This window comes from Paenibacillus sp. 276b, assembly GCF_900107875.1.
GTDB lineage: Bacteria > Bacillota > Bacilli > Paenibacillales > Paenibacillaceae > Paenibacillus > Paenibacillus marchantiae.
This window is the reverse complement of the sequence record NZ_FNRR01000002.1, coordinates 815227-834691: the sequence shown is the minus strand read 5'-3', so window position 1 is coordinate 834691 and position 19465 is coordinate 815227. Positions and strand designations below refer to the sequence as shown.

Genomic DNA, 19465 nt, shown 5'->3' with positions numbered 1-19465 from the left:
TTTTGTCTTCATTAAAACTTACAATTAAATATGTACATTTAAATATATACGTCCCTGCCCACAACTTTCTTTATTTTACCAAAGAGGGACCCTTCCCGAAACTATACATTCCTTCAGCTCAAAGATATCCGTATAAAGTAAAAAAAGAGAGCTAGGCTCTCTTTTACATGATCAGTCCCTATTTTATTTCTTACTGATCTTAAACTTGAACTCCCACGTCGCTGTGTTACCCGAATAACGGCCCCTGTTCTCCGTCACGACAACCGATAGAGTCTTGTTGATTGATTTGGTAATGGAGGAAACCTTAACGTTCATACTTTTGCTCCCTAGATCAGGGATTTTGTCCTGCTCTTCGGCATTCGCTTGTAATTTCAGCATATCTGTAGGTTTCAGATTCAACGTGACCGACGAACCCTCCTCCAGGCTCTTGCCGTTCACACTTGCCCCTATAGCCCATTCATTACCAACGGAATTGTTCTCCACCAGTTCTGCACTGACAAGCGTCACGGTCACTTTAACCGTCTTGGCAGCGGCATAGGATGTTGGGGAACATACAGCGAATACCAAACTCAGAATCATCAAGACATTAGCCCATTTTTTGAACACGAGAGTGCCTCCCTCATATCAGTTCATTTATTTCGAGACTATGCCTTATTCGCCCTGCTCCTTAAGTAGTCCTTCTATCTATTAGACATTTTCCGTGATATATTGATTAATTAAAATGCTTCCGGTAACCCTGAACTTTCTCATCTTTAAAGCCCAGCTTTTCATAGAAAATATGAGCCTCTTTGCGCTGATCGCCAGACACCAGAATCATGTATTCACATCCAAGATCTCTCGCAATGTGCTCAATCTGAAGCATAAGCTTCTGACCAATTCCCTGTCTGCGTACCCGATCGGATACAATCACATTCTCCACAACCATGAAGGGATTGCACTGACCCGCCAGATCCATACATTCAATACCCATAACCGATCCGGCCAGTTCGTCGTCGTAAAATGCACCGAGTACATGGTAGTGCCCATTTTGCTGGATATAATGAAACATCTTCTGCATCTGTTGTTCATTAGTCGGTGTACCCATCAATTCGTTGTATAATTGGCTTAGCGCCGGTAAATCCTCAAGTTCGATTGCTTTAATGGTAACCATAATAACCCTCCTGATTTTGCCCTATTTCACATACGCTGTCTTACGTTAGGTCCTTCTTAAAATAATAATGACTGTGTCCGGTCGGTGCATTCTCGATCGTTGTGATCAATTGGTAGCTATGCTTCTTGTAAAATTCCGGTGCTTGATATGAGAATGTGTTCAATTGGATGAAGTCACAGGATTTCTCTCGCGCAATTCGCTCAACTTCAAGCAACAACTGAGAACCATATCCCCGATGCCGTTGTTCAGAATCCACCCAAAGAATATCAACTTCCAGCCAGTTCCAGCAAAGTGTACTAAGCACACCTGCAACTATCTCGCCGGTCTCATTTTTGATATTGAAATTCAGTTCTTCGTAACGATGCCTTAATTCCTCGCTCACATGCGCAGCATTAAATGCGATAAGTTGCTGGCGAACATACTCTGAATCCTCTGAAGTACTTGGATTGATGTTTATTTGGGACATCCTCTTCTCCTCCTTCTCGTCATTACTTCGTGGTAAACATCTGAATAGGACCTTCCCAGTCAGGCTCTCTAACCTCTTGGTATTTATTATCGGTATAGCGTGCGATGACCTTACGCCAGAAAATCTGAGCAGGCTCATTCGTCTCCATCTCCGCTACTTTCCATGTCCCAGGGAAAAGGTTGAACACATGGATGGCCGCTTGCGCACCCATTCCCAGCTTTCTGTATTTTTTCATTACAAAAAACTCTGCCATAGCGTATATACTCGTTCCCTGTTCACTCTCGATTTCACGAATCAGTGCGAATCCCGCCAATTGTCCTTCTACCCGAAACAAAAAAGGATATCTGCCCGCTTCTGTCCAATAATGGTCCAGGTACACATATTCATATAACCCGTTTTCGTTAACATCTTCCGGGTCATACTCACTAAAATCGTATTTGTACAATTCCATCAGATTACGCAAAGTTGATTTATGTTGGTAATCCGCCTTATGAATCGATAACATGAGATTATTTCCTTCTTTCCGTTAGGTTTCGCAGGGGTTCTTTATTTCAGTAGTCTATAATTTACTAAGATATAGTTCAATCCTGAGAACAGCGTAACTCCTGCCGCCAGCAATCCATGAACCGATCAGATTCTCCTGAACCATCATAATCAGTGCAACCGAAATCAAGAGTTTATCTGCCAGTGGATCAAGCAATTTCCCCAGATTGGTGATCTGATTATATTTTCGGGCCACATACCCATCCAGCTTATCCGTACCCGCAGCCAGTGCAAAAATAATAACGCCAATCACCAGACCATGCTGATCCAAAAAACGAATAAGTTCACTCGACTCCTGTATCCATGATGGCAACGGGATGAAGCACAACATAAATAAAGGAATCAATGTCATTCTTGCCAGGGTAATCTTGTTAGCCAGGTTCATGGAAAACCTCCCTCTACTTCACTCCAATATGTTGTGATTTCTCCACCCTTGCGCCATCCTCCTTTTTTTCACAAAAAAAGAAAGAGCAGACTGTATATCATACAGTTGCCCTTCTTCGGAATTTTTTAATGTATTCCTCTGTTCCTCATCCTCTGGTCTACAATGATTCCTTAATCACTCGTTTGTAATACCATATGGACAACAGGCCGAAGATGGAATACAACAACGTATACACTATCATGACGATTACAGTCGGTGTGGCAAGTTCTGTACCGAAGAAAAACCAGCCTGATTTCACGGCAAAATAACTATGGCTCAGTCCCACAACAAGGGGAATGCCGAAATTAAACAACTGCTTGAACTGAATTCCGCGTAACAGATTGCTTTGCGTAAACCCGAGTTTGCGCAGAATCGTATAGTTTGATTTCTCTTCTTCGCTCTCATTCATTTGTTTGAAATAGAGGATACACCCGGATGTAATCAAGAAGGTGAGTCCCAGGAAACCAACAATGAACATAATCAGGCCCATACTGGTACGTTGATTATTTCTGAACTCGATCTGGGAGAAGCTTGGGGCCTTCAATTGCAGATCTGCAAAAATAGCATATGCATTCTCGTCTTGCCTCGAATCTGTAATTTGCACACCGTAATAATCGGTCGCTTGCCCTTTTTGAAGTTTTGGATCAAGATCCTGCGCAAGCTCTGCATAAACCAATTCATCCACAACCGTCACGGGCGTGCCTTGGTTATAGTATACGGGAAGCACGCCCTGTTTCGTGGTTCCGATTAGCTGCTGGTCAATCGTTTTCTTCAACCCGTGAAGAACAATGGGACCTTCATCCTTAATAGAAAAGAATTGCTGAATCACATTGCCATATCCCATGAAAATAACTTCGCCTGGTTTCAGGTCGATGTTATCCACCATGCTGTCACTTAACACACTGCTGAACAATCGATCTTCCGACAGGGAGTCATTCATGACCTTCGATGCATCAATCTCAATATATAAAGGTTGTCTGTGCTTTTCTTCATACGGAATTTGTTTGTTATCCAGCTCAGCTACAAAACGATCCTTTACATTCGCCTGAGCAAAAGAGAAATCCTCCGGCAGGCTTTCCTTGGCTTGTGCCTCTGCCGAATAATAGGAAATGTAACTGAGCGACAACAAACCTATGGCGAGTGCAGATACGGTAGTAATAATGGTCAGTAGCAAGGCATTCGACCTCATGCGAAACATGATGGAGGATAACGACAATACCTCATTAATGGAGAGATAGCCTTTTTTACTTTTGCGAATCAGATTAAAGAGAAAACTGACGGAACCTTTATAGAACAGATATGTCCCCAGAATAACCGAGAACAAAATCAAAATCATGGTGTACATTAACTGCTGCATATCCAATTTCTCGACGCTGAACAGCCGTGCAGACAAGATGTAACCGAACACGATGAGAGCAATACCCAAGATACCCATCAGAATCTGCCCCACAGATAACTTCTGTACCTGCTGCTCCGTTGTAGAAGATACTCGGAAGAGCGATAGGATGCTCTGTGCTCGGATAAACAGGTAATTCATCAGCATGATGAGCAAGTACATGACCGCAAAGACAATCAGCGTTTGCAACAGCGCCATCGGTGAGAAGTATAGTTTTGTTATCGCATCAACGCCAATAATTTTGAACAAAATCATTAATATCAGCTTGGAACCCAGAAACCCGATTAGAATACCGATTACCATAGAACCAAAGTAGAGAATACAATTTTCCGCACTCAAGATGCCAAATATTCTCCCTTTCGTCAGTCCGATTAGCTGAAACAAACCGATCTCCTTACTGCGTCGCTTGATAAAGATTGTATTGGCATAGAGCAGAAAAATGCCCACAATGACAATCAGTAACACGGACGAGGCCCCTATCGCGGCAGCCCCTTTCGTTGATTCAGCAACCTCATTCATGGAGGGATCATACTGCAATGTCACAAAGGAAAAATACAGCGCCACACTAAAGATCAGGGCGAAGACGTAAAGATAATAATTCTTCAGGTTTTTCCTCAGATTGCGAAAAATGATGTAGTTCAGACTCATGGCTGCACACCACCCAATACGCCCTGAGTTTTGATAATATCGTTGAAGAAGGATTGCCGGGACTCGTCTCCTTTATTTAATTGAGTGTAGATCTGACCGTCCCGAATGAAAATCACCCTGCTGCAATAACTTGCGGCAAACGGATCATGTGTAACCATAATAATCGTAGCCTGATGTTTCCTGTTCATATCACCCATTTTGCCAAGCAGGTCCGAAGCCGATTTGGAATCGAGTGCACCTGTCGGCTCGTCAGCGAAAATAATGCTCGGATCATGCACAAACGCACGCGCAGCCGACGTCCGCTGCTTTTGTCCACCCGAAATTTCGGACGGATATTTGTCTTTCAATTCGTATATGCCCAGTTCACGAGCGATTTGTTCGAACTTCAGGTGTGCCTCCTGCTTCGGAATACTCGTAATCGAGAGCGGCAGCAATACATTTTCCTTCACGGTGAGGGTATCCAGCAGATTATAATCCTGAAAAATAAATCCGAGATAGTCTTTGCGGAACTCAGCCAGCCGTTTCTCCTTCATGCCGGTAAACTCCTGGCCTTCGATTTCAATCGTGCCCTGACTTACCCGATCAATCGAGGAAAGGACATTGAGCAATGTCGTTTTCCCTGAGCCGGAAGGTCCCATAATGCCAACAAACTCTCCCTTGCTTACCCCCAGATCAATCCCCTTGAGGACTTCCTGTTTATTTAATTTGTTGCCATAGACTTTATGAATTTTTTTGGCTTCCAGTATCCACATATCCCACTCACTCCTCTCTGGTATATCTTCATCATAGGCGGGATGCTCCAATTTATCGTGCGATTCACCGAACAAAACCAAAAAGCATGTGACAATGTTGTCACACGCCTGCTAGGTGGATCATGTCATTTTTTCTCGGGAAGGTTAGCTTGACACTAGTGCCCTCTCCGGGAGCAGACTGTACTTTAACGTCTATACGAAGTGCTTGTGCCACCTGTCGGGTCAAATACAAGCCCATTCCCGTTGCCGTTCCTTCCAGTCTACCCTGAGTTGAAGTGAAGCCTTTATCAAAGATACGTGGTAAATCCTGCGCTTCGATCCCTCTTCCATAATCCTGAATGGTCAATATGATGTGCCCATCCTGTTCCTTGCTTTCAATGACAATGTCAGAGGAATGGCTGTATTTCACGGCATTACTAAGCAGCTGCCGTATGATAAAACCTAACCATTTGCTGTCTGTCAGCACCTTTGTCACATCTAATGACACGTCGAAGCCAATCCGTTTGGATATACACCACGACTTCAAAGCTCTAATCTCGCCATTCAAAATCGGTTCAAGCTCTGTTTCTTCCACAAACAAATCATTATGCATAAATGGAATACGCTTCTGGTGAAGCTGCTGATCGAGAAGTTGGTGAATTCGCAGCCATTCATACGTCATCTGACCCTGCAGCTTGTCATCCGGCATTCGCTCAATCATTAATTGTAGCACGGTTAAGGGCGTCTTCACCTCATGAATCCAGGACAGCATCTCATCCTTTTCTTGCTCCAGCAAAATAAAATGAGCTGAGGACTCCTTCCGATAACGTTCGGTCTGGGAAGTGACAGCATCGTGCACAATCCGTTCATAAGGGCTTTCAACGATATCTAAATCCCCTGGATCATAGGTGTGATCCCAGGCAGTTAATCTTTTGTAGAAACGAGTCTCTCTTGGATATCTCGCCCAGATAAACACAATGCATACCACCACATTCAGCACGACGATATACGCTACAGATCGGAATGGAATGGACGTGTCGATATAGGCTACAAATAAAATGATGAGCTGCATGCTTATAAGTAACACTAGCCAGCTGAGCTTTTCCCGTATGTATTTGCGAATCATACTTCCGCCTCTTCTGTTGCCATATAGCCCTGACCTACTTTCGTTTCGATATAGCTATCGAGTTCTAGCGGCTCTAGCTTCTTACGAAGGCGATTGACGTTGACTGTCAGCGTGTTATCACTCACAAAATGTTCATGATCCCATAAGCTGCGAATCAGGTCTTCCCGGGTCACAATCTGATTTTTGTGCTCCACTAGCACTTTGAGAATGAACATTTCATTTTTGGTCAAAAGGACAGATTCATTGTTATGGGTAAGTGTATTTTTCACATATTCAATGGTAGCCCCACGCCATGTGCGCAGCTCAATCCGCTCTGTATTGTAGTTATACACCCTACGCAGGGTCGCCTGGATCTTGGCAATCAGCACATCGAAATGGAAGGGCTTCTGGATAAAATCATCTGCGCCCAGATGCATCGACATGACCATATCCGTAGGATGATCACGTGAGGACAGAAAGATAATCGGTACATTGGAATGGGCTCGAATCATGCGACACCAATGAAATCCGTCATACTGGGGAAGCTGAATATCAATAATCACTAGCTGTGGCTGAATGGCACTGTATTCCTGCATCACTTTGCCAAAATCTCTCACGCCATACACGTCATATGACCACTGGGATAACCGTTCTTTGATTTCACTGAATAACGATTCATCGTCTTCAATGAGCATAATTTTAAACATACCTTCACCACGTTTCTGTTCTTCTTGGGTATTGCCCGAAGCATATTGTTTGACAATCTACGGGGGACCGTTCCAGATACGGATCGTTCTTCCGATCGCTGTTGTCCCCAAATTTCCTTTATTAAATTTATTAAATGTAGAAATTAGGTGACAAAGGCGAACGCTACCGCTTCTTCAGAATCGATTCCGTCTCTTCCACTCCTGCTGCTATTACATAGAACAATACAAATTGTCGAGGCAAAGTAAAATCCATAGTCTCTTACCAATTTAGATGAATCTAAACGTTTATAACTTTTAATCTGTTATCCCTCCATAGTATGGAGGACCTTGCTTGGATCACTGATTTCTTCCATCCGTTCTATCAATTGCTTTGCGACATCTTGTGGCGATCTTAATTGGCCTGCTTCATAGACCTGACCGAATACCTCAGACAGTGCAAATTCCTCTGCATTTTTGCCTCTTGCCACAGCCTGTAGCTCAGTATCTACCATCCCTGGATCGAATGCAATCACTTCAACGGGATTGGGCTGCCCGGATTGTTCCATCGCTACGCACTGGGTGAACATGTTTATTCCAGCTTTGGAGGCACAGTAAGATGCCATTGAAGGTGCCGGATAACTTCCTGACCCCGACGATATATTGGCTATTTTTCTGCGAGTGGTCAGGTGGTTGGTATGTTGTATAAAAGATGAAGTCAGAATCATAGGCGCTACCAAACTGATGTTCAGATTAAGACTGATCTCCTCTGCACTGCACCGATCTATCGATTTCAACGGTTCCAGCATCGCTGCATTGTTAATGAGCCCGATGAATTCAACTTCTTGCGGTGGAATCTGTTCCAATATGCCTGAGACAAGATCGTCGATGCTATGAATATCTGCCAGATCAAACTGAACATGCTGGTAACGCTCATAGGCTTCCTCCAAGTCAGACGTTCTGCGTGCAATACCGTAGACGTGATCTCCCTTTTCCAATAACAATTCCGCAAGCTGTTTGCCGATTCCTTTGGATGTACCTGTAATGATAAAATACCTTAGTCCCATATTTTCCCCGCCTTTCTCTCGCTCTGTGCAATATTGGTTAAACACGTCAAATCTATGACCCTTCGTCTATGACTACACGTTTGGTTTTCTCCACAATGTCACCCATAGGATGGGCAAGCCAAAACAATCTTCATCCTGATCCATCGCCTTCATCGGTCGCAGCTCCACGCATTCAAAAGGATCTTCCAGCAAATAGCGAAGCTTTTCTTCCGTAAAAGCCAGACCACCTTTCATCGACTTCTCACGGTATACTTCCCAATCGTCCATAACGCTCTCCGGTCCACCTTGACCGCCAAATCCTGGAGCAAAGCATGTCATTCCAAAATACCCTCCAGGTTTAAGTCCGTTCTGAATCATCTGTATGTAGGGAATTCGCTGATGTGGCAGCAGATGGTGAAGACAGCCCGAATCATAGACCAGATCGTACTCTTCCTGTGGCGTGAGTTCAAATGCTGATTTGCATTCAAAATTCACTTCAAGCTGTTCCTCCACAGCTCTTTCCTTGGCCCAGGCAATGGCTGTCTCTGAAAGATCATAAGCATCTACTTTATAACCCTGACGTGTTAGATATATTGCATTTCTTCCCGGGCCACAACCGAGCTCCAATGCGTTGCCCCCAGGTAATATTCCTGAGTTCACATGTGCTACCAAATTTTCATCCGGTTTGTTTGAAAAAAAGGGAATCGGCCGGTCCCTATCCTCGTAAAAAGGTTCCCAAAATTGCTTCGCTGATCTGAATTCTGCGTCAAGCATGTCATATAGATCCTGGACACTTTTAATTGTCTTCTCCATAAACACATTCCTCCTCGAATTCATACAAACATCCTGCACATTCCCTCTTATGTATCGATCTCTTCCCCTTTAAATCGCCCGCTCCATCACGGTTTCTACGCTAAATCAACTACCCTCTATTATAACATTCCCACCCAATTTAACTCTATTTTTCTTGTAAGATTCGAGCCGAAAACAGTCTGATTATATGTAAAAAAACGCTGTTTAGAAGAAAGTAATTCCCTGTCCTCTCAACAGCGTTATAATCCTTTTTATTCAGGATTCGATCAGCTTAACTTCTTCGTTAAATAGAGCACTACATCGTCGTCGATGATCGTTTCATCGCCCCATTTTAGATAACGATCATGCTTGTGAATGCCCTGTCCATCTGGTATATATCCACGACGGGCATACAGAATTTGAGCTTTGCCATAATCGGAGAACACCCCGACACCAATCCCGGCAGTTTCGGTTCGCTCATGAATGACTTCTTCTGCCCGGTCCATCAAACGTGATCCAATTCCCTGACGCTGATACTTGATCAGCACATTGAAATCATTAATTTCCGGAATACCCTGTTCCCTGAACGAAGGGTAATACGAATTCCACAATACATTCGCGTAACCGGCAAAAGCTCCATCCAATTCCGCTATCAAAGTCACCCGCTCACCATTCTGCTGCTCTGCAAGATATTGAATGTACTGCTCCGCCGATTTCGCCCAACCCTGTTCCTGAAACGCCTGCGAAATTACGACCGGATCGCCTTCATTTAATAGTCTGATATGTATATTCATCGATATAATCTCCTTAATAAGTTATTTATTTCACCACTAGATTCCCAACCTGCTTCTAAGCGACGTTATATGGGCAACGTGGTGTCTGCCATGCCATGCATATACGCCCAAATTGTAGTCCAGTCTGGTCGTTTCTTTGGAAGCGGGGTGATAAAAGGTTTTGGCATAGTCTGCATCTGTTAATGTGTTCAGTAGCGCTACCCAACGTCGATGCAGCGCATCCAGGATTTGCAGGGAAAACTCGACATCCAGCTCCCGCGAATCACTCAATTCAGCCCATCGTTCCTCGTAATATGGTCTTATCTTAGGGTTATCCTCTGTCAGTGCCAGCTTGAAACGAACCATGCTATTCATATGGCTATCTGCCATATGGTGTATGACCTGTTTGAGCATCCAGCCACCTTCCCGGTAGGGTAATCTCAATTGTTCTTCACTCAGTCCTTTGACCGCTTCGCGGGCATGCTCCGGCAAGTTGGCAATATCCTGAATCCATTGCTTCCGCTGCTCTGGTGTAACCTCGCCTGTATGTTCAAATGATCCAATCGGGTATCTCAAATCCATCGATCATTCCTCCTTGGTTAAATGGTTTATATAGCACGGCGCACTACCTATGGGGCATACTCCATCAGCCAGCAGTCTCTCATCTGTCCTTCGTGCAGCTCATGTTCTGGTAACAGTCTGACCTTCCTGAGACCACACTTCTCGTAACAGGATATGGCTCGTTCGTTCCATGATTGCGGGTCCATGACCACTTTCCGAGCTTGCTTTTCGTTGACTAGATAGCCCAACATGGATTTTACTAGTTGTGTACCAATACCGCGGTTCCAGTAATCAGCTTCTCCAATAAACTGATCTGTTCCATAGATGATTTCATCGGTGTCTCCATAACCATACTCATTCCGTTCTTCCTCCTCCAGTTCATAGAACTGGATATAGCCGATCGGTTTACCTTCGTGTTCAACCATACAACGATTTGCCGTATCCTCTTGTCTATAAAAGTGCTCTCTGACCAAATTCAGATCATGCGGCTGATCACGGCCTTCGTAATATTGAAGCACTACTGGGTCAGACAACCATTGAACAAGGAACTGCTCATCTTTTTCATCCAGTAAACGTACCGTAATCTCATTCCATTGATAGATTAGCATCACTCTGCATACTCCTTAATGATCTCCAGAGGCTCTCCTGAGACCCAGCTCAGGTCTTTGCCCAGTAATTTTTCCTGATGAACATAATAGATCATCGGTTGCCGAATCAGTTCTGCCTCATCACCCAAAGGATGAATGGTAAAACGCACCTTGTACGTGCCCACCGCATCAGGTATGGAGAACCCTGCAAATTCAGTAATCGCTGTTGATGATTGCCTCTGTAACACTTGACGAAGAATCTCTTCCATTGCACCTGTGCTGCCGACGGAAGTAGGTCGAATAAATCGGTTGTCCTGTTTGTCATCAAAAGATATTGAACCCCAGCCAGCTACAAGGGGATATATAGTGTGCTGACCTTTATCTTCTTTTGTGCGTGTAATGGCTAATTGCACCTCGTATTCATCCGTAGCTGTCTGCCGAATCGTGCCCTTCATGTTAACATCCTGCGCTGTAATGCTTGGAGCCAGATTATTATATACAATGTAAGCTGCTACAATAATAATCGCAATGCCTGTTAGCCAAAATATCGTACTTTTTCGCATGTATTCAACCCCCAAGCTGATTAACCGTAAGTCTGAAGTAATTCTCTCTCCATTAGCCTCTGTGTAACGCTGTCCAGTTCCGGAGAAGCAGACCAATCACTATCTGTATTCAAACCATATTTAATCGTATGGATAACGCTATTAGCTGACATATATAAATTATGGTGTACTCCTGGTTGCACAATGACGTGATTTCCTTCGCCCATAACTCTCATTTCAAGCGTCTGATCATTCGTAAAATTTGCATAAGCGATCCAACCAGACTGCACAACATAGAACTCGATTATATGGTTATGAAAATGGCTATTTTGCCACGCTCCCTGAGATGAAGCTATCGTTCTGCAATAATAACTGCCATCCTCTGAAACCATTTTGTATTTCCGTTCCCCGTTAGCCATCTGCTCGAAGCTGGTATTCACATTATCTGGTCCTAAATTTTGTTCTAAAGTTTCTCTATCCAAAACACAACCTCCAGATCTGAAATACGAAGTCAGGCATTCATATTTTATAATCTTTCTTTAACGCCTTACGGCCTTCCAGATATATTTGTGCTCACGCACAGCAAGTCTCCCCTCAATCTGAATTCCCTTCAGCTTAACTTGAAGCTGCTCATGGTACTCAGGCTGTGTGTAATCCGGGTTGCCAGGGATATCGGAAAGAAAAATAGCGAACTCTTTTTCATCAGGGAAGACCATTAGGGCCTCATTGAATTCCTCAATTTCAATGTTTTCATACTGATTTGTATGCAGCCTTTCTCGTACCTTGATTACATCGGTATGAATGCCAAAGATAACGCCACCCTTTCGCAACAATCTCCTATGTTCAATTATCGACGTAGGTCCTCTGCGGTCATAGATCAGGTCGAACTGTTCGTCTTGGAAGGGCAACTCTGTTTTGGTTGTAGCGAAGACAAATTCAACATTGCCAACGTCACTGGCCACAAGCCCAGCCTGAGCGATACGCAGTAGCTCCTTCGAGTTGTCAAAACCCGTAATATGATCGGTATAGGCCGACATTTTTAATGTGAATTCCCCATGACCACAACCTGCATCAAGCACAGATTTATACTGAGGCAGCAACTGCATTAAGCGCGCTTCATATACATCTTCTGCGGAATTGCCCTCCCATGTAAATACCGATCTGCCCTTGTATCCTCCGTTACGTTGTCCGATCATGTCATACCATTCCATCCCCAATAGATATCCCCCCAGAAGAAAATCCCATATTAAACAACATTCGACACAGACAAGTCGATTTTCCTGTCCATAGGTTAACTTTTTTCTCACTTAAGAGTTTTATCTATCCTCATCTTGTGCTTGTTAAAATTTGAAACGCTTCTCTCGTAGGCGCCGTATTATGCTCGAAGTCGTATTTTGCCACTTGGATAAACCAATAGGATGTGGAGGTTGAATGAATGTCTTTTTTTAAGAAAATGTTAGCCAGTGTAGGTGTTGGAGCAGCCAAAGTAAATACAGAATTACATACACCTGAGGTTACGCCTGGAGGAATCATCTCTGGGATCGTCTACATCGAGGGTGGAGACGTGGAACAGAATGTAGACCGAATCTACCTTACGATCAAAACCCATTACATACGGGAGCACAATGATCGAAAAGTAAATGAAACTGCCGTTGTAGCCAAATACTTGCTTACAGAAGGTTTTATTTTACAGCCTGGCGCCAAACTGGAGAAATCCTTCTCCTTTGATCTACCTGAAAATCTCCCAATTACACTGCATCGTGCAGAGGTATGGGTTGAAACGGGCCTCGATATCTCAAGCGCCATGGACCCCTCAGACCGGGACAGACTCCATGTAGTTCCTACAAAAGATATGAATACTGTGCTTGATGCGATTGATCTCCTTGGTTTCAAGCTGCGTGAAGTGACCAATGACTATGCTCCAAAGCTTGGTGGCAATCTTCCATTTGTACAGGAATTTGAATTCGTGCCAACGAGCAAGTTCCGTGGTTATTTGGATGAGCTGGAAGTACTGTTCTACCCGATGGGAGATTCACTTGAACTGTTGCTTCAGATCGACCGCCGCGCACGTGGACTCGGTGGCATTTTCTCGGAGGCGATGGGGACGGATGAGAGCTTTGTCCGACTGCATCTCTACGAGAGACACCTTGCACGGGGTGCGGATTCGGTTGCCCAAGGTCTGGAAGAAGTCATCTCCAAGCATCTATGATCTATTAAAAATAGATCCAAAAACAAAAAACAGTTCTCCTACCAACTTCATTGGTATAGAACTGTTTTTTGGCTATGCTTTTCTTTTATTAAAAAGCTCACCTCAGGAACGCTGTGTCCAGCGCTGTATCCCCGATCGAAGTCCATAGTATGCAGCAGCAAGCAAGAGAAATCCAACGGCAGCGATCAGAATGGAAGTAGTATCCCAACGGGCAATGGAGCCAAAGTCAACCTTGGACTGCAACATCATAACGGATGAATCGGTGTGCATCATTTCAGGTGTATGATTCAGCGTCATTAACATTCCTTGAACGACATTCCAAGCCATAAAACCCAGTGTGAAAAGCAAAGTTACCAACAGGGATTCCACACCTAATCGTTTGTTGATACTCATCATTTTGCCTCCTCATTTACGGTTTGACAACACTTTGGAAGTTATAAAATTCACTACATCATCTGTCGTTTGCCCATCCGTCTGAATGTACTCTTCAAAGCGTGATCCATGGAATGCTTCGACACACTTAACCGCTTGTTGAAAAGTCCATCCATCAGGCTTATCCCCGCGCTTCAACAATCTCTCATGTAATGTTTCCATGGATGTCATTAGGGTAAAATGAAAAAGGTCAGTATCTATCTCTTTCAGACCTCGATGGATGTAACTGAACTGCTCTGACTTGTAGATGGTCATTGGAACAATCAGATGTTTGTTATACTTCTGCCTGATTTCACGGGCGACTTTCACGGTAAGGACTTTCCACAGCTCCATATCCTGAAAATCGTCCGTTTTCTCCACATCCATTCGGACGTCATCCACAATCACGTTTCTTAACATGTATCCAATCTCTTCTGGATCGTAGATCATGCTGTTCGGAATTAACGGCTGCAGCTTGGTTGCAGCAGAGGTTTTACCCGAGCCAAATGCCCCATTAATCATCACAATCATAGTGAAGTCCTCCTGCGTGTCAGATTGAATTAGACAAGAGGTGCTCCAACTCCTGTTTCAGGCGATCTTTGTTCGTATCCACATATTGATAAAGGAGTTCAAATACCTCTTCATTATCCGATTGCATGCTTAAATTACCCGCTTCCAGCTCAACCCGTTGCAAAACCTCATGGATCTGCTGTCCATGCGTATTCAGGGTCGTCGTTACATCCTGTTCGGAGAGTGCATTCACATTTTCTCTTAACTGCTCAGGTGTTACACCACTTTCGGATAACATATGCTGGATGTTCTTCAGAATCTCTGCATCAGCATCATTGCCTATGCGCTGCATCGCTTCCGTCGTTTCACCCAGAAAACGCCCACTCAAATTTTCAAGAAAACCAGTAATGCCGCTCATGGATAGCTCTGTATCCAGATCTATGATCAGGATGGTATCTCGCAATACCTGTGGAAGTTCAGGTCCACACTCCCGAATGGTCGCAAATTCCGCGCGATACAGATCCATGGCAACACTCCCCACCACTTCCTCACCCGACATGCTGTCAAACTGATCCAAAGGTAATAATTGCTGCAATTCTTCCTGTAATTTGTTCATCTCTCTGCCTCCTGTATCTATCTCTATATATAAGTGGGACGAATGATTTCACACGGGTCCACTAAAACGAAACGCCTATACATCATAGCAGAATTTATTATATAAGTTTATCCGCTGTACGTTTGCACCAATTCAATTCCCCACACACTTTACACGAAATACGGATAAAGTTAACCTTCACTTGACCTTTGGAAAATGATCCGCTGTTATGATCTTGTCATCAAGAGTCTTGGGAGGGGTTATGATGCGCCTGGCCTTGTTCACTGACACCTATGTTCCGGAAACCAATGGTGTTGCCGGTACGCTGCACCGCTTGAGTAATCACTTGAACCGCAAAGGCATTGAGCATCTGTTATTCACACCGCAGTCTGTTATTGAAGGCAATGATGCCGCTCCGGTCCGTTCGGTTACCAACATCCCCTTTTTCCTCTATCCGGAATGTCGTATCGCCTTACCTAATCGAGCATCCATCCATCGAGAGCTAAATACCTTTCAGCCAGATCTGCTGCATATCGCCACTCCGTTCAATATGGGTCTTTTTGGTCTCAGATATGCGCTCAAGTATCAGCTTCCACATGTCATCTCCTACCATACTCACTTCGATCGGTACCTCGAATACTACAAGTTGAAAAGTGTCATTCCTCTTTACTGGAAGTATATCCAATGGTTCCACCGGGCCTGTGATGCAACATTGACACCGTCTCAGGAGACCTTAAACTCATTGCAATCAAAAGGTATTCAACGTCTGAAGTTATGGTCCCGCGGGATCGATTGCAGCCTGTATTCGCCTGATAAACGAAGTTCCGATATGCGTACTCGCTACAACATAACGGCTCCTCTAATTCTACTCTACGTTGGACGAATTGCCCCGGAAAAAGATATCGCTACCCTCACACTTGCCATGCAGCAGTTGCCAGAACATATGCAAGCCCGTGTACACTGGATCATTGTAGGCGATGGACCATTGCTCCCCAAAATGCGTATGCAATCCCCACCCAATGTCACCTTTACAGGGTATCTGCATGGTAAAGAGCTTGCTGCTATGTATGCTTCGGCAGATATCTTTGTGTTTCCTTCCTCAACAGAAACATTTGGCAATGTGGTGCTGGAAGCGATGGCTTCGGGATTGCCGGTTCTCGCTGCGAATGGTGGCGGTGTAAAAGACTTGGTCACACATCATCGAAGCGGTGTTCTGTTCAAGCCAGGCCATGCGGATGCATTGATTCGGGAGATATGCCTCTGGGGAGATCATATGGATCAACTGAGGAATATGGGTCTTGAAGGCCGGAAACTTGCTGAACAGCGTTCGTGGGATCACATTTTTGACAGGTTGGTCAGAGATTATGAGGAAGCCATTGAGAATCGGAGAAGACGCACGAAAGATCGAATCATCACAGCTTGATTTTCATTAAATAAACCGAATTGAATAATGGATGATCACTGCTGCTCCAAGACCCACCTATTGAAGTTTGGATATTCATATCCATCATCCTTCCAAAGAGAGAATTTATATTCAATACGAGGTATTAAAAAAGAGCGGGGATGGTTAATATCCTCGCTCTTTATAACAGTTGCCTACATACGTTTAAACGTATGGCTTTTTCGATCAGAGATAGGTCCCTTTCCCGGTCAAGACGTCTAACATTACACAACGGGTTCAAAGGATATCGTGTCTTGCATAATACTCCATTCTACCCTGGGACTAGCCGCTGCCCCTTCCCCCTTTAGGACATTACCGATCCATATCTCGTCGGTCTCCTGATTCTGCAAAAAGTGCCGGATCGCAGCTTTAATCAGAATGGATGTATGTAAATCCAGCAGTTCATCCAAAGGAACCCAAAATAAATCCCCTTCATCTGATGGAATAAAGGCTCGATGTGTCGTCTCACCAAAATATACAAACTGCTGCCGAACTTCACCGTCGCTATACTGCATCAAAACATATCGAAGACGGAAATTTTCAATTTCCGCTTGCTTGAACCCCGTCTCTTCTTCAATCTCCCGGTAACTGGCGGTCATTGGTGAGTTAAGCTCGCTGTGCTCCAGATGCCCGCCAATACCACCCCAGAACTCAAAATCGAACAGCCTGCTGCCTGCCTTCTTCATCATTAACATGTCGTTGCCATTACTCAAAAATGCGGTAGCCATTTGTCTGATCTCCATGTGCACCTACCTCACTGTTCTGTTATGTAATGTTGTGTTGCTTGAATCTAATCTGAAGGTCTCCCCTTAGAGCAGGCCTTTTAATTCACCAAGATGCTCAATAGAATGTAATGGTTTGGTTGTAATGCTGTCCTGCCAAGGCTGATTGACCTTTATCCAGATCGTGCTCATGCCTACTTTTGCCGCTCCTTCAACATCATTGACGGGATGATCTCCAATGTAGATACACTGCTCAGGAGAGAGGTTGAAATGATCCAATGCCAATTTGAAAATACGAGGATCGGGCTTTTTGACTCCAGCCTCTTCTGAAACGATAATATGATCAAAATCATCCCGGATGCCGAGTTGATCAATTTTTCCGTACTGAATCTCAGTTTTACCATTGGTGATTAAACCTGTTTTATATTTTCCTCTTAGATGCTGAACCACTTCTCTCGCCTGCTCCATCAGAACAGCACTTCTCACATACTCTCTGCCATAGAACTCCATAAGCTCTGCGTGAGGTGGATTCTCAGCCCAAGGTAATTCATGGAGCAGCTCGTTGAACAAGACATCCTTGTCCTTGTAACCATCCTCATCCAGCTCAATAATTCGTTTAAAAATATCATCCGTAGTCTCAAGATGGGCAAAATAAGTGTTGATCAAGCTCTGGCTGAAGCCTTCAAAGGTACTTGTTCTGTTGAGAATTGTATTGTCTAGATCAAAAATAATTGCTTTAATATGATCCATCGTCATACTCCTCCTGTCTGGTCTTAAAAACGTTCTTTCCTTAATAGTTGCTCCAGTTTCCGATTGGTTTCGGCCTGCTCTTGAATTAACCGTTTCGTATTACTTTCTATACTGATGAGTGTGACCGTCATAATAATTACACAAATGATCCCAATAAACCCCATAATACTACTCACCTCTAACGTAATGTTTATTGTATTCTGTTAGCTGCGACTACCATGAATTATAAACATGCAAACCCAACCATAGATTAGACCAGGGCTGGGTTTAGCTTGTAAAACTCAATTTCATTTCTTCTTTTTGTGATAATGGTAGCCTGTGCAAAGGCCCTTTTGTTTGGATTTCGCGGAACAATTATGTCCACCATTTTTGTCCAGTCTACCTGGATGGGCATAAGCTGAAGAAGATACACCAATAAGTACGACAAAAGACAAGATTACAATGACAACCTTTTTCATAAGTCACCCTTCGATCACACCCTATGCTATAGGGCTTAATTCATCCTCCATCATTCTACATGAAAACCCATAATTAGGATATCCTTATTACTCCAAAATTTGCTTATTCTATAATTTTAAACTTCCTCAACGCATGTGTGATGCCATCCTCACTTGCTCGCAGTGTGACATAGTCGGCACTTTGTTTGACGCGTTCTCCTCCGTTTCCCATCGCAATGCCAAGTCCCACATACTCTAGCAAATCAATATCATTTTCACCATCGCCAAAAGCCATTGCTTCCTCTTTCGATATTTTCAGGTGGGCGAGCACTTTTCCTGCCGCTATCGATTTGGATACTTCGTTCTCTTCCAGTACGTTAGACACGTAAGGATGAAACCTCACGAATTTTAATGCAGGGAATCTGGATTGGAATTTCTCCACTTCGTCTTGATCGGCATATAAGCAAATGCAATACACTTCCTGTTCCAAAGAACTGATGCTCAAGGGGTACTCCATCAGACCGAGCGTATCTCTCAATGCATCGGTGACACGTACATCCGTTGGGCATAAACCATTCATCTCGAATGACTCTGTAAAATAAGATATACTGCTGCCGTTCAGCTTGGCAAATTCACTGAATTCTCTTACCACTCGTTCAGAAAGCACCGACTTATGTATCACTTCTTCACCGTTCTTGATCAATGCCCCGTTAGCCGAAATTATGGTATTAATCCCGAGTTTCTTGAAATCTCTGCATAAATTGTACGGTCTGCCAGTGACCAGCACGACCTGTATGCCCCTACGAACCAATTGTCTAATCGACTCCTCTGTACTTGGAGAGAGACTTCGATCCTTCTCACTGAGTAACGTACCGTCCACGTCCATAAATACGATTTTAATCAAAGGAACACCTCCTAAACTATATTAATTGAGCATCCACCT

At 44.0% G+C, this 19465-nt stretch carries 26 protein-coding genes; 2 read left to right on the top strand and 24 right to left on the bottom strand.

Annotated elements, in window-relative coordinates:
* Window positions 1-183: 183 nt before the first annotated feature.
* The 17 genes from BLV50_RS14845 to BLV50_RS14765 form a co-directional block, all read right to left on the bottom strand.
* Window positions 184-606, bottom strand: coding sequence for a hypothetical protein (locus tag BLV50_RS14845; protein ID WP_256337960.1), 423 nt, complete (start codon window positions 604-606; stop codon window positions 184-186).
* A 106-nt stretch (window positions 607-712) separates the two neighbouring features.
* Entirely contained in the window at window positions 713-1150 is a 438-nt protein-coding gene (locus BLV50_RS14840) for a GNAT family N-acetyltransferase (RefSeq protein WP_090808539.1), read from the bottom strand.
* Between the two features lie 40 nt (window positions 1151-1190).
* Complete coding sequence (locus BLV50_RS14835; protein ID WP_063564137.1) at window positions 1191-1616, bottom strand: GNAT family N-acetyltransferase; 426 nt, start codon at window positions 1614-1616, stop codon at window positions 1191-1193.
* 22 nt (window positions 1617-1638) lie between these two features.
* Complete coding sequence (locus BLV50_RS14830) at window positions 1639-2121, bottom strand: GNAT family N-acetyltransferase (protein WP_072734098.1); 483 nt, start codon at window positions 2119-2121, stop codon at window positions 1639-1641.
* A 54-nt stretch (window positions 2122-2175) separates the two neighbouring features.
* Window positions 2176-2544, bottom strand: coding sequence for a CDP-alcohol phosphatidyltransferase family protein (locus BLV50_RS14825; RefSeq protein WP_090808537.1), 369 nt, complete (start codon window positions 2542-2544; stop codon window positions 2176-2178).
* 157 nt (window positions 2545-2701) lie between these two features.
* Entirely contained in the window at window positions 2702-4627 is a 1926-nt protein-coding gene (locus BLV50_RS14820) for an ABC transporter permease (RefSeq protein ID WP_072734100.1), read from the bottom strand.
* Window positions 4624-5379, bottom strand: a complete 756-nt coding sequence (locus BLV50_RS14815; protein WP_072734101.1) for an ABC transporter ATP-binding protein — start codon at window positions 5377-5379, stop codon at window positions 4624-4626. Before BLV50_RS14815 ends, BLV50_RS14820 begins: the two co-directional genes overlap by 4 nt.
* A 100-nt stretch (window positions 5380-5479) precedes the next feature.
* Window positions 5480-6484, bottom strand: coding sequence for a sensor histidine kinase (locus BLV50_RS14810; protein ID WP_090808536.1), 1005 nt, complete (start codon window positions 6482-6484; stop codon window positions 5480-5482).
* Window positions 6481-7170: a response regulator transcription factor gene (locus BLV50_RS14805; protein ID WP_090808534.1), complete on the bottom strand. Its 690-nt coding sequence runs from the start codon at window positions 7168-7170 to the stop codon at window positions 6481-6483. The genes BLV50_RS14810 and BLV50_RS14805 overlap by 4 nt, the downstream gene beginning before the upstream one ends.
* A gap of 302 nt (window positions 7171-7472) precedes the next feature.
* On the bottom strand, window positions 7473-8213 hold the full coding sequence (locus BLV50_RS14800) for an SDR family NAD(P)-dependent oxidoreductase (RefSeq protein ID WP_090808532.1): 741 nt from the start codon (window positions 8211-8213) through the stop codon (window positions 7473-7475).
* 72 nt (window positions 8214-8285) lie between these two features.
* The gene (locus BLV50_RS14795; protein WP_090808531.1) at window positions 8286-9005 is read right to left on the bottom strand and encodes a class I SAM-dependent methyltransferase; all 720 of its coding nucleotides are present in this window, start codon (window positions 9003-9005) and stop codon (window positions 8286-8288) included.
* 266 nt (window positions 9006-9271) lie between these two features.
* Entirely contained in the window at window positions 9272-9778 is a 507-nt protein-coding gene (locus BLV50_RS14790) for a GNAT family N-acetyltransferase (RefSeq protein ID WP_090808529.1), read from the bottom strand.
* A gap of 36 nt (window positions 9779-9814) precedes the next feature.
* Window positions 9815-10339: a YfiT family bacillithiol transferase gene (locus tag BLV50_RS14785; RefSeq protein WP_090808527.1), complete on the bottom strand. Its 525-nt coding sequence runs from the start codon at window positions 10337-10339 to the stop codon at window positions 9815-9817.
* A 47-nt stretch (window positions 10340-10386) separates the two neighbouring features.
* Window positions 10387-10926: a GNAT family N-acetyltransferase gene (locus tag BLV50_RS14780; RefSeq protein ID WP_090808525.1), complete on the bottom strand. Its 540-nt coding sequence runs from the start codon at window positions 10924-10926 to the stop codon at window positions 10387-10389.
* Entirely contained in the window at window positions 10926-11468 is a 543-nt protein-coding gene (locus tag BLV50_RS14775) for a hypothetical protein (RefSeq protein ID WP_090808523.1), read from the bottom strand. Before BLV50_RS14775 ends, BLV50_RS14780 begins: the two co-directional genes overlap by 1 nt.
* 20 nt (window positions 11469-11488) lie before the next feature.
* Window positions 11489-11929, bottom strand: a complete 441-nt coding sequence (locus BLV50_RS14770) for a cupin domain-containing protein (protein WP_090808521.1) — start codon at window positions 11927-11929, stop codon at window positions 11489-11491.
* A gap of 57 nt (window positions 11930-11986) precedes the next feature.
* Window positions 11987-12658, bottom strand: a complete 672-nt coding sequence (locus BLV50_RS14765; protein WP_256336665.1) for a class I SAM-dependent methyltransferase — start codon at window positions 12656-12658, stop codon at window positions 11987-11989.
* A gap of 224 nt (window positions 12659-12882) precedes the next feature.
* Here BLV50_RS14765 and BLV50_RS14760 point away from each other — a divergent pair, with 224 nt between their 5' ends.
* A complete protein-coding gene (locus BLV50_RS14760; protein WP_090808517.1) occupies window positions 12883-13656 on the top strand; it encodes a sporulation protein in 774 nt (257 codons plus the stop codon).
* A 102-nt stretch (window positions 13657-13758) separates the two neighbouring features.
* On the opposite strand, the gene BLV50_RS14755 is transcribed toward BLV50_RS14760, so the two are convergent.
* The 3 genes from BLV50_RS14755 to BLV50_RS14745 are packed head-to-tail and all read right to left on the bottom strand — an operon-like array spanning window position 13759 to window position 15193.
* Window positions 13759-14049 carry a hypothetical protein gene (locus tag BLV50_RS14755; protein ID WP_076290010.1) on the bottom strand — a complete coding sequence of 97 codons (291 nt, stop codon included), beginning with the start codon at window positions 14047-14049 and terminating at the stop codon, window positions 13759-13761.
* 12 nt (window positions 14050-14061) lie between these two features.
* Complete coding sequence (locus BLV50_RS14750; RefSeq protein ID WP_090808515.1) at window positions 14062-14598, bottom strand: AAA family ATPase; 537 nt, start codon at window positions 14596-14598, stop codon at window positions 14062-14064.
* 19 nt (window positions 14599-14617) lie between these two features.
* Window positions 14618-15193: a DMP19 family protein gene (locus BLV50_RS14745; protein WP_090808513.1), complete on the bottom strand. Its 576-nt coding sequence runs from the start codon at window positions 15191-15193 to the stop codon at window positions 14618-14620.
* Window positions 15194-15437: 244 nt separating this feature from the next.
* On the opposite strand from BLV50_RS14745, the gene BLV50_RS14740 reads away from it, so the two are divergent.
* Entirely contained in the window at window positions 15438-16595 is a 1158-nt protein-coding gene (locus BLV50_RS14740; protein WP_090808511.1) for a glycosyltransferase family 4 protein, read from the top strand.
* Between the two features lie 242 nt (window positions 16596-16837).
* Here BLV50_RS14740 and BLV50_RS14735 read toward each other — a convergent pair whose 3' ends face one another.
* The 4 genes from BLV50_RS14735 to BLV50_RS14725 form a co-directional block, all read right to left on the bottom strand.
* Window positions 16838-17356, bottom strand: coding sequence for an NUDIX domain-containing protein (locus BLV50_RS14735; RefSeq protein ID WP_256337959.1), 519 nt, complete (start codon window positions 17354-17356; stop codon window positions 16838-16840).
* A gap of 66 nt (window positions 17357-17422) precedes the next feature.
* The gene (locus BLV50_RS14730) at window positions 17423-18085 is read right to left on the bottom strand and encodes an HAD family hydrolase (RefSeq protein ID WP_090808507.1); all 663 of its coding nucleotides are present in this window, start codon (window positions 18083-18085) and stop codon (window positions 17423-17425) included.
* Between the two features lie 287 nt (window positions 18086-18372).
* The gene (locus BLV50_RS32480; RefSeq protein WP_094030628.1) at window positions 18373-18543 is read right to left on the bottom strand and encodes a YHYH domain-containing protein; all 171 of its coding nucleotides are present in this window, start codon (window positions 18541-18543) and stop codon (window positions 18373-18375) included.
* A gap of 103 nt (window positions 18544-18646) precedes the next feature.
* Window positions 18647-19426 carry a Cof-type HAD-IIB family hydrolase gene (locus BLV50_RS14725; protein ID WP_090808505.1) on the bottom strand — a complete coding sequence of 260 codons (780 nt, stop codon included), beginning with the start codon at window positions 19424-19426 and terminating at the stop codon, window positions 18647-18649.
* Window positions 19427-19465: the final 39 nt, after the last annotated feature.

Coding starts and splice junctions, on each gene's coding strand:
- BLV50_RS14830 (WP_072734098.1), bottom strand. CDS start 2,121: ATGTTATCGATTCATAAGGCGGATTACCAACATAAATCAACTTTGCGT.
- BLV50_RS14780 (WP_090808525.1), bottom strand. CDS start 10,926: ATGCTAATCTATCAATGGAATGAGATTACGGTACGTTTACTGGATGAA.
- BLV50_RS14805 (WP_090808534.1), bottom strand. CDS start 7,170: ATGTTTAAAATTATGCTCATTGAAGACGATGAATCGTTATTCAGTGAA.
- BLV50_RS14800 (WP_090808532.1), bottom strand. CDS start 8,213: ATGGGACTAAGGTATTTTATCATTACAGGTACATCCAAAGGAATCGGC.
- BLV50_RS14820 (WP_072734100.1), bottom strand. CDS start 4,627: ATGAGTCTGAACTACATCATTTTTCGCAATCTGAGGAAAAACCTGAAG.
- BLV50_RS14765 (WP_256336665.1), bottom strand. CDS start 12,658: ATGGAATGGTATGACATGATCGGACAACGTAACGGAGGATACAAGGGC.
- BLV50_RS14795 (WP_090808531.1), bottom strand. CDS start 9,005: ATGGAGAAGACAATTAAAAGTGTCCAGGATCTATATGACATGCTTGAC.
- BLV50_RS14745 (WP_090808513.1), bottom strand. CDS start 15,193: ATGAACAAATTACAGGAAGAATTGCAGCAATTATTACCTTTGGATCAG.
- BLV50_RS14810 (WP_090808536.1), bottom strand. CDS start 6,484: ATGATTCGCAAATACATACGGGAAAAGCTCAGCTGGCTAGTGTTACTT.
- BLV50_RS14835 (WP_063564137.1), bottom strand. CDS start 1,616: ATGTCCCAAATAAACATCAATCCAAGTACTTCAGAGGATTCAGAGTAT.
- BLV50_RS14840 (WP_090808539.1), bottom strand. CDS start 1,150: ATGGTTACCATTAAAGCAATCGAACTTGAGGATTTACCGGCGCTAAGC.
- BLV50_RS14755 (WP_076290010.1), bottom strand. CDS start 14,049: ATGAGTATCAACAAACGATTAGGTGTGGAATCCCTGTTGGTAACTTTG.
- BLV50_RS32480 (WP_094030628.1), bottom strand. CDS start 18,543: ATGAAAAAGGTTGTCATTGTAATCTTGTCTTTTGTCGTACTTATTGGT.
- BLV50_RS14785 (WP_090808527.1), bottom strand. CDS start 10,339: ATGGATTTGAGATACCCGATTGGATCATTTGAACATACAGGCGAGGTT.
- BLV50_RS14730 (WP_090808507.1), bottom strand. CDS start 18,085: ATGGATCATATTAAAGCAATTATTTTTGATCTAGACAATACAATTCTC.
- BLV50_RS14790 (WP_090808529.1), bottom strand. CDS start 9,778: ATGAATATACATATCAGACTATTAAATGAAGGCGATCCGGTCGTAATT.
- BLV50_RS14815 (WP_072734101.1), bottom strand. CDS start 5,379: ATGTGGATACTGGAAGCCAAAAAAATTCATAAAGTCTATGGCAACAAA.
- BLV50_RS14735 (WP_256337959.1), bottom strand. CDS start 17,356: ATGGAGATCAGACAAATGGCTACCGCATTTTTGAGTAATGGCAACGAC.
- BLV50_RS14775 (WP_090808523.1), bottom strand. CDS start 11,468: ATGCGAAAAAGTACGATATTTTGGCTAACAGGCATTGCGATTATTATT.
- BLV50_RS14825 (WP_090808537.1), bottom strand. CDS start 2,544: ATGAACCTGGCTAACAAGATTACCCTGGCAAGAATGACATTGATTCCT.
- BLV50_RS14750 (WP_090808515.1), bottom strand. CDS start 14,598: ATGATTGTGATGATTAATGGGGCATTTGGCTCGGGTAAAACCTCTGCT.
- BLV50_RS14740 (WP_090808511.1), top strand. CDS start 15,438: ATGCGCCTGGCCTTGTTCACTGACACCTATGTTCCGGAAACCAATGGT.
- BLV50_RS14760 (WP_090808517.1), top strand. CDS start 12,883: ATGTCTTTTTTTAAGAAAATGTTAGCCAGTGTAGGTGTTGGAGCAGCC.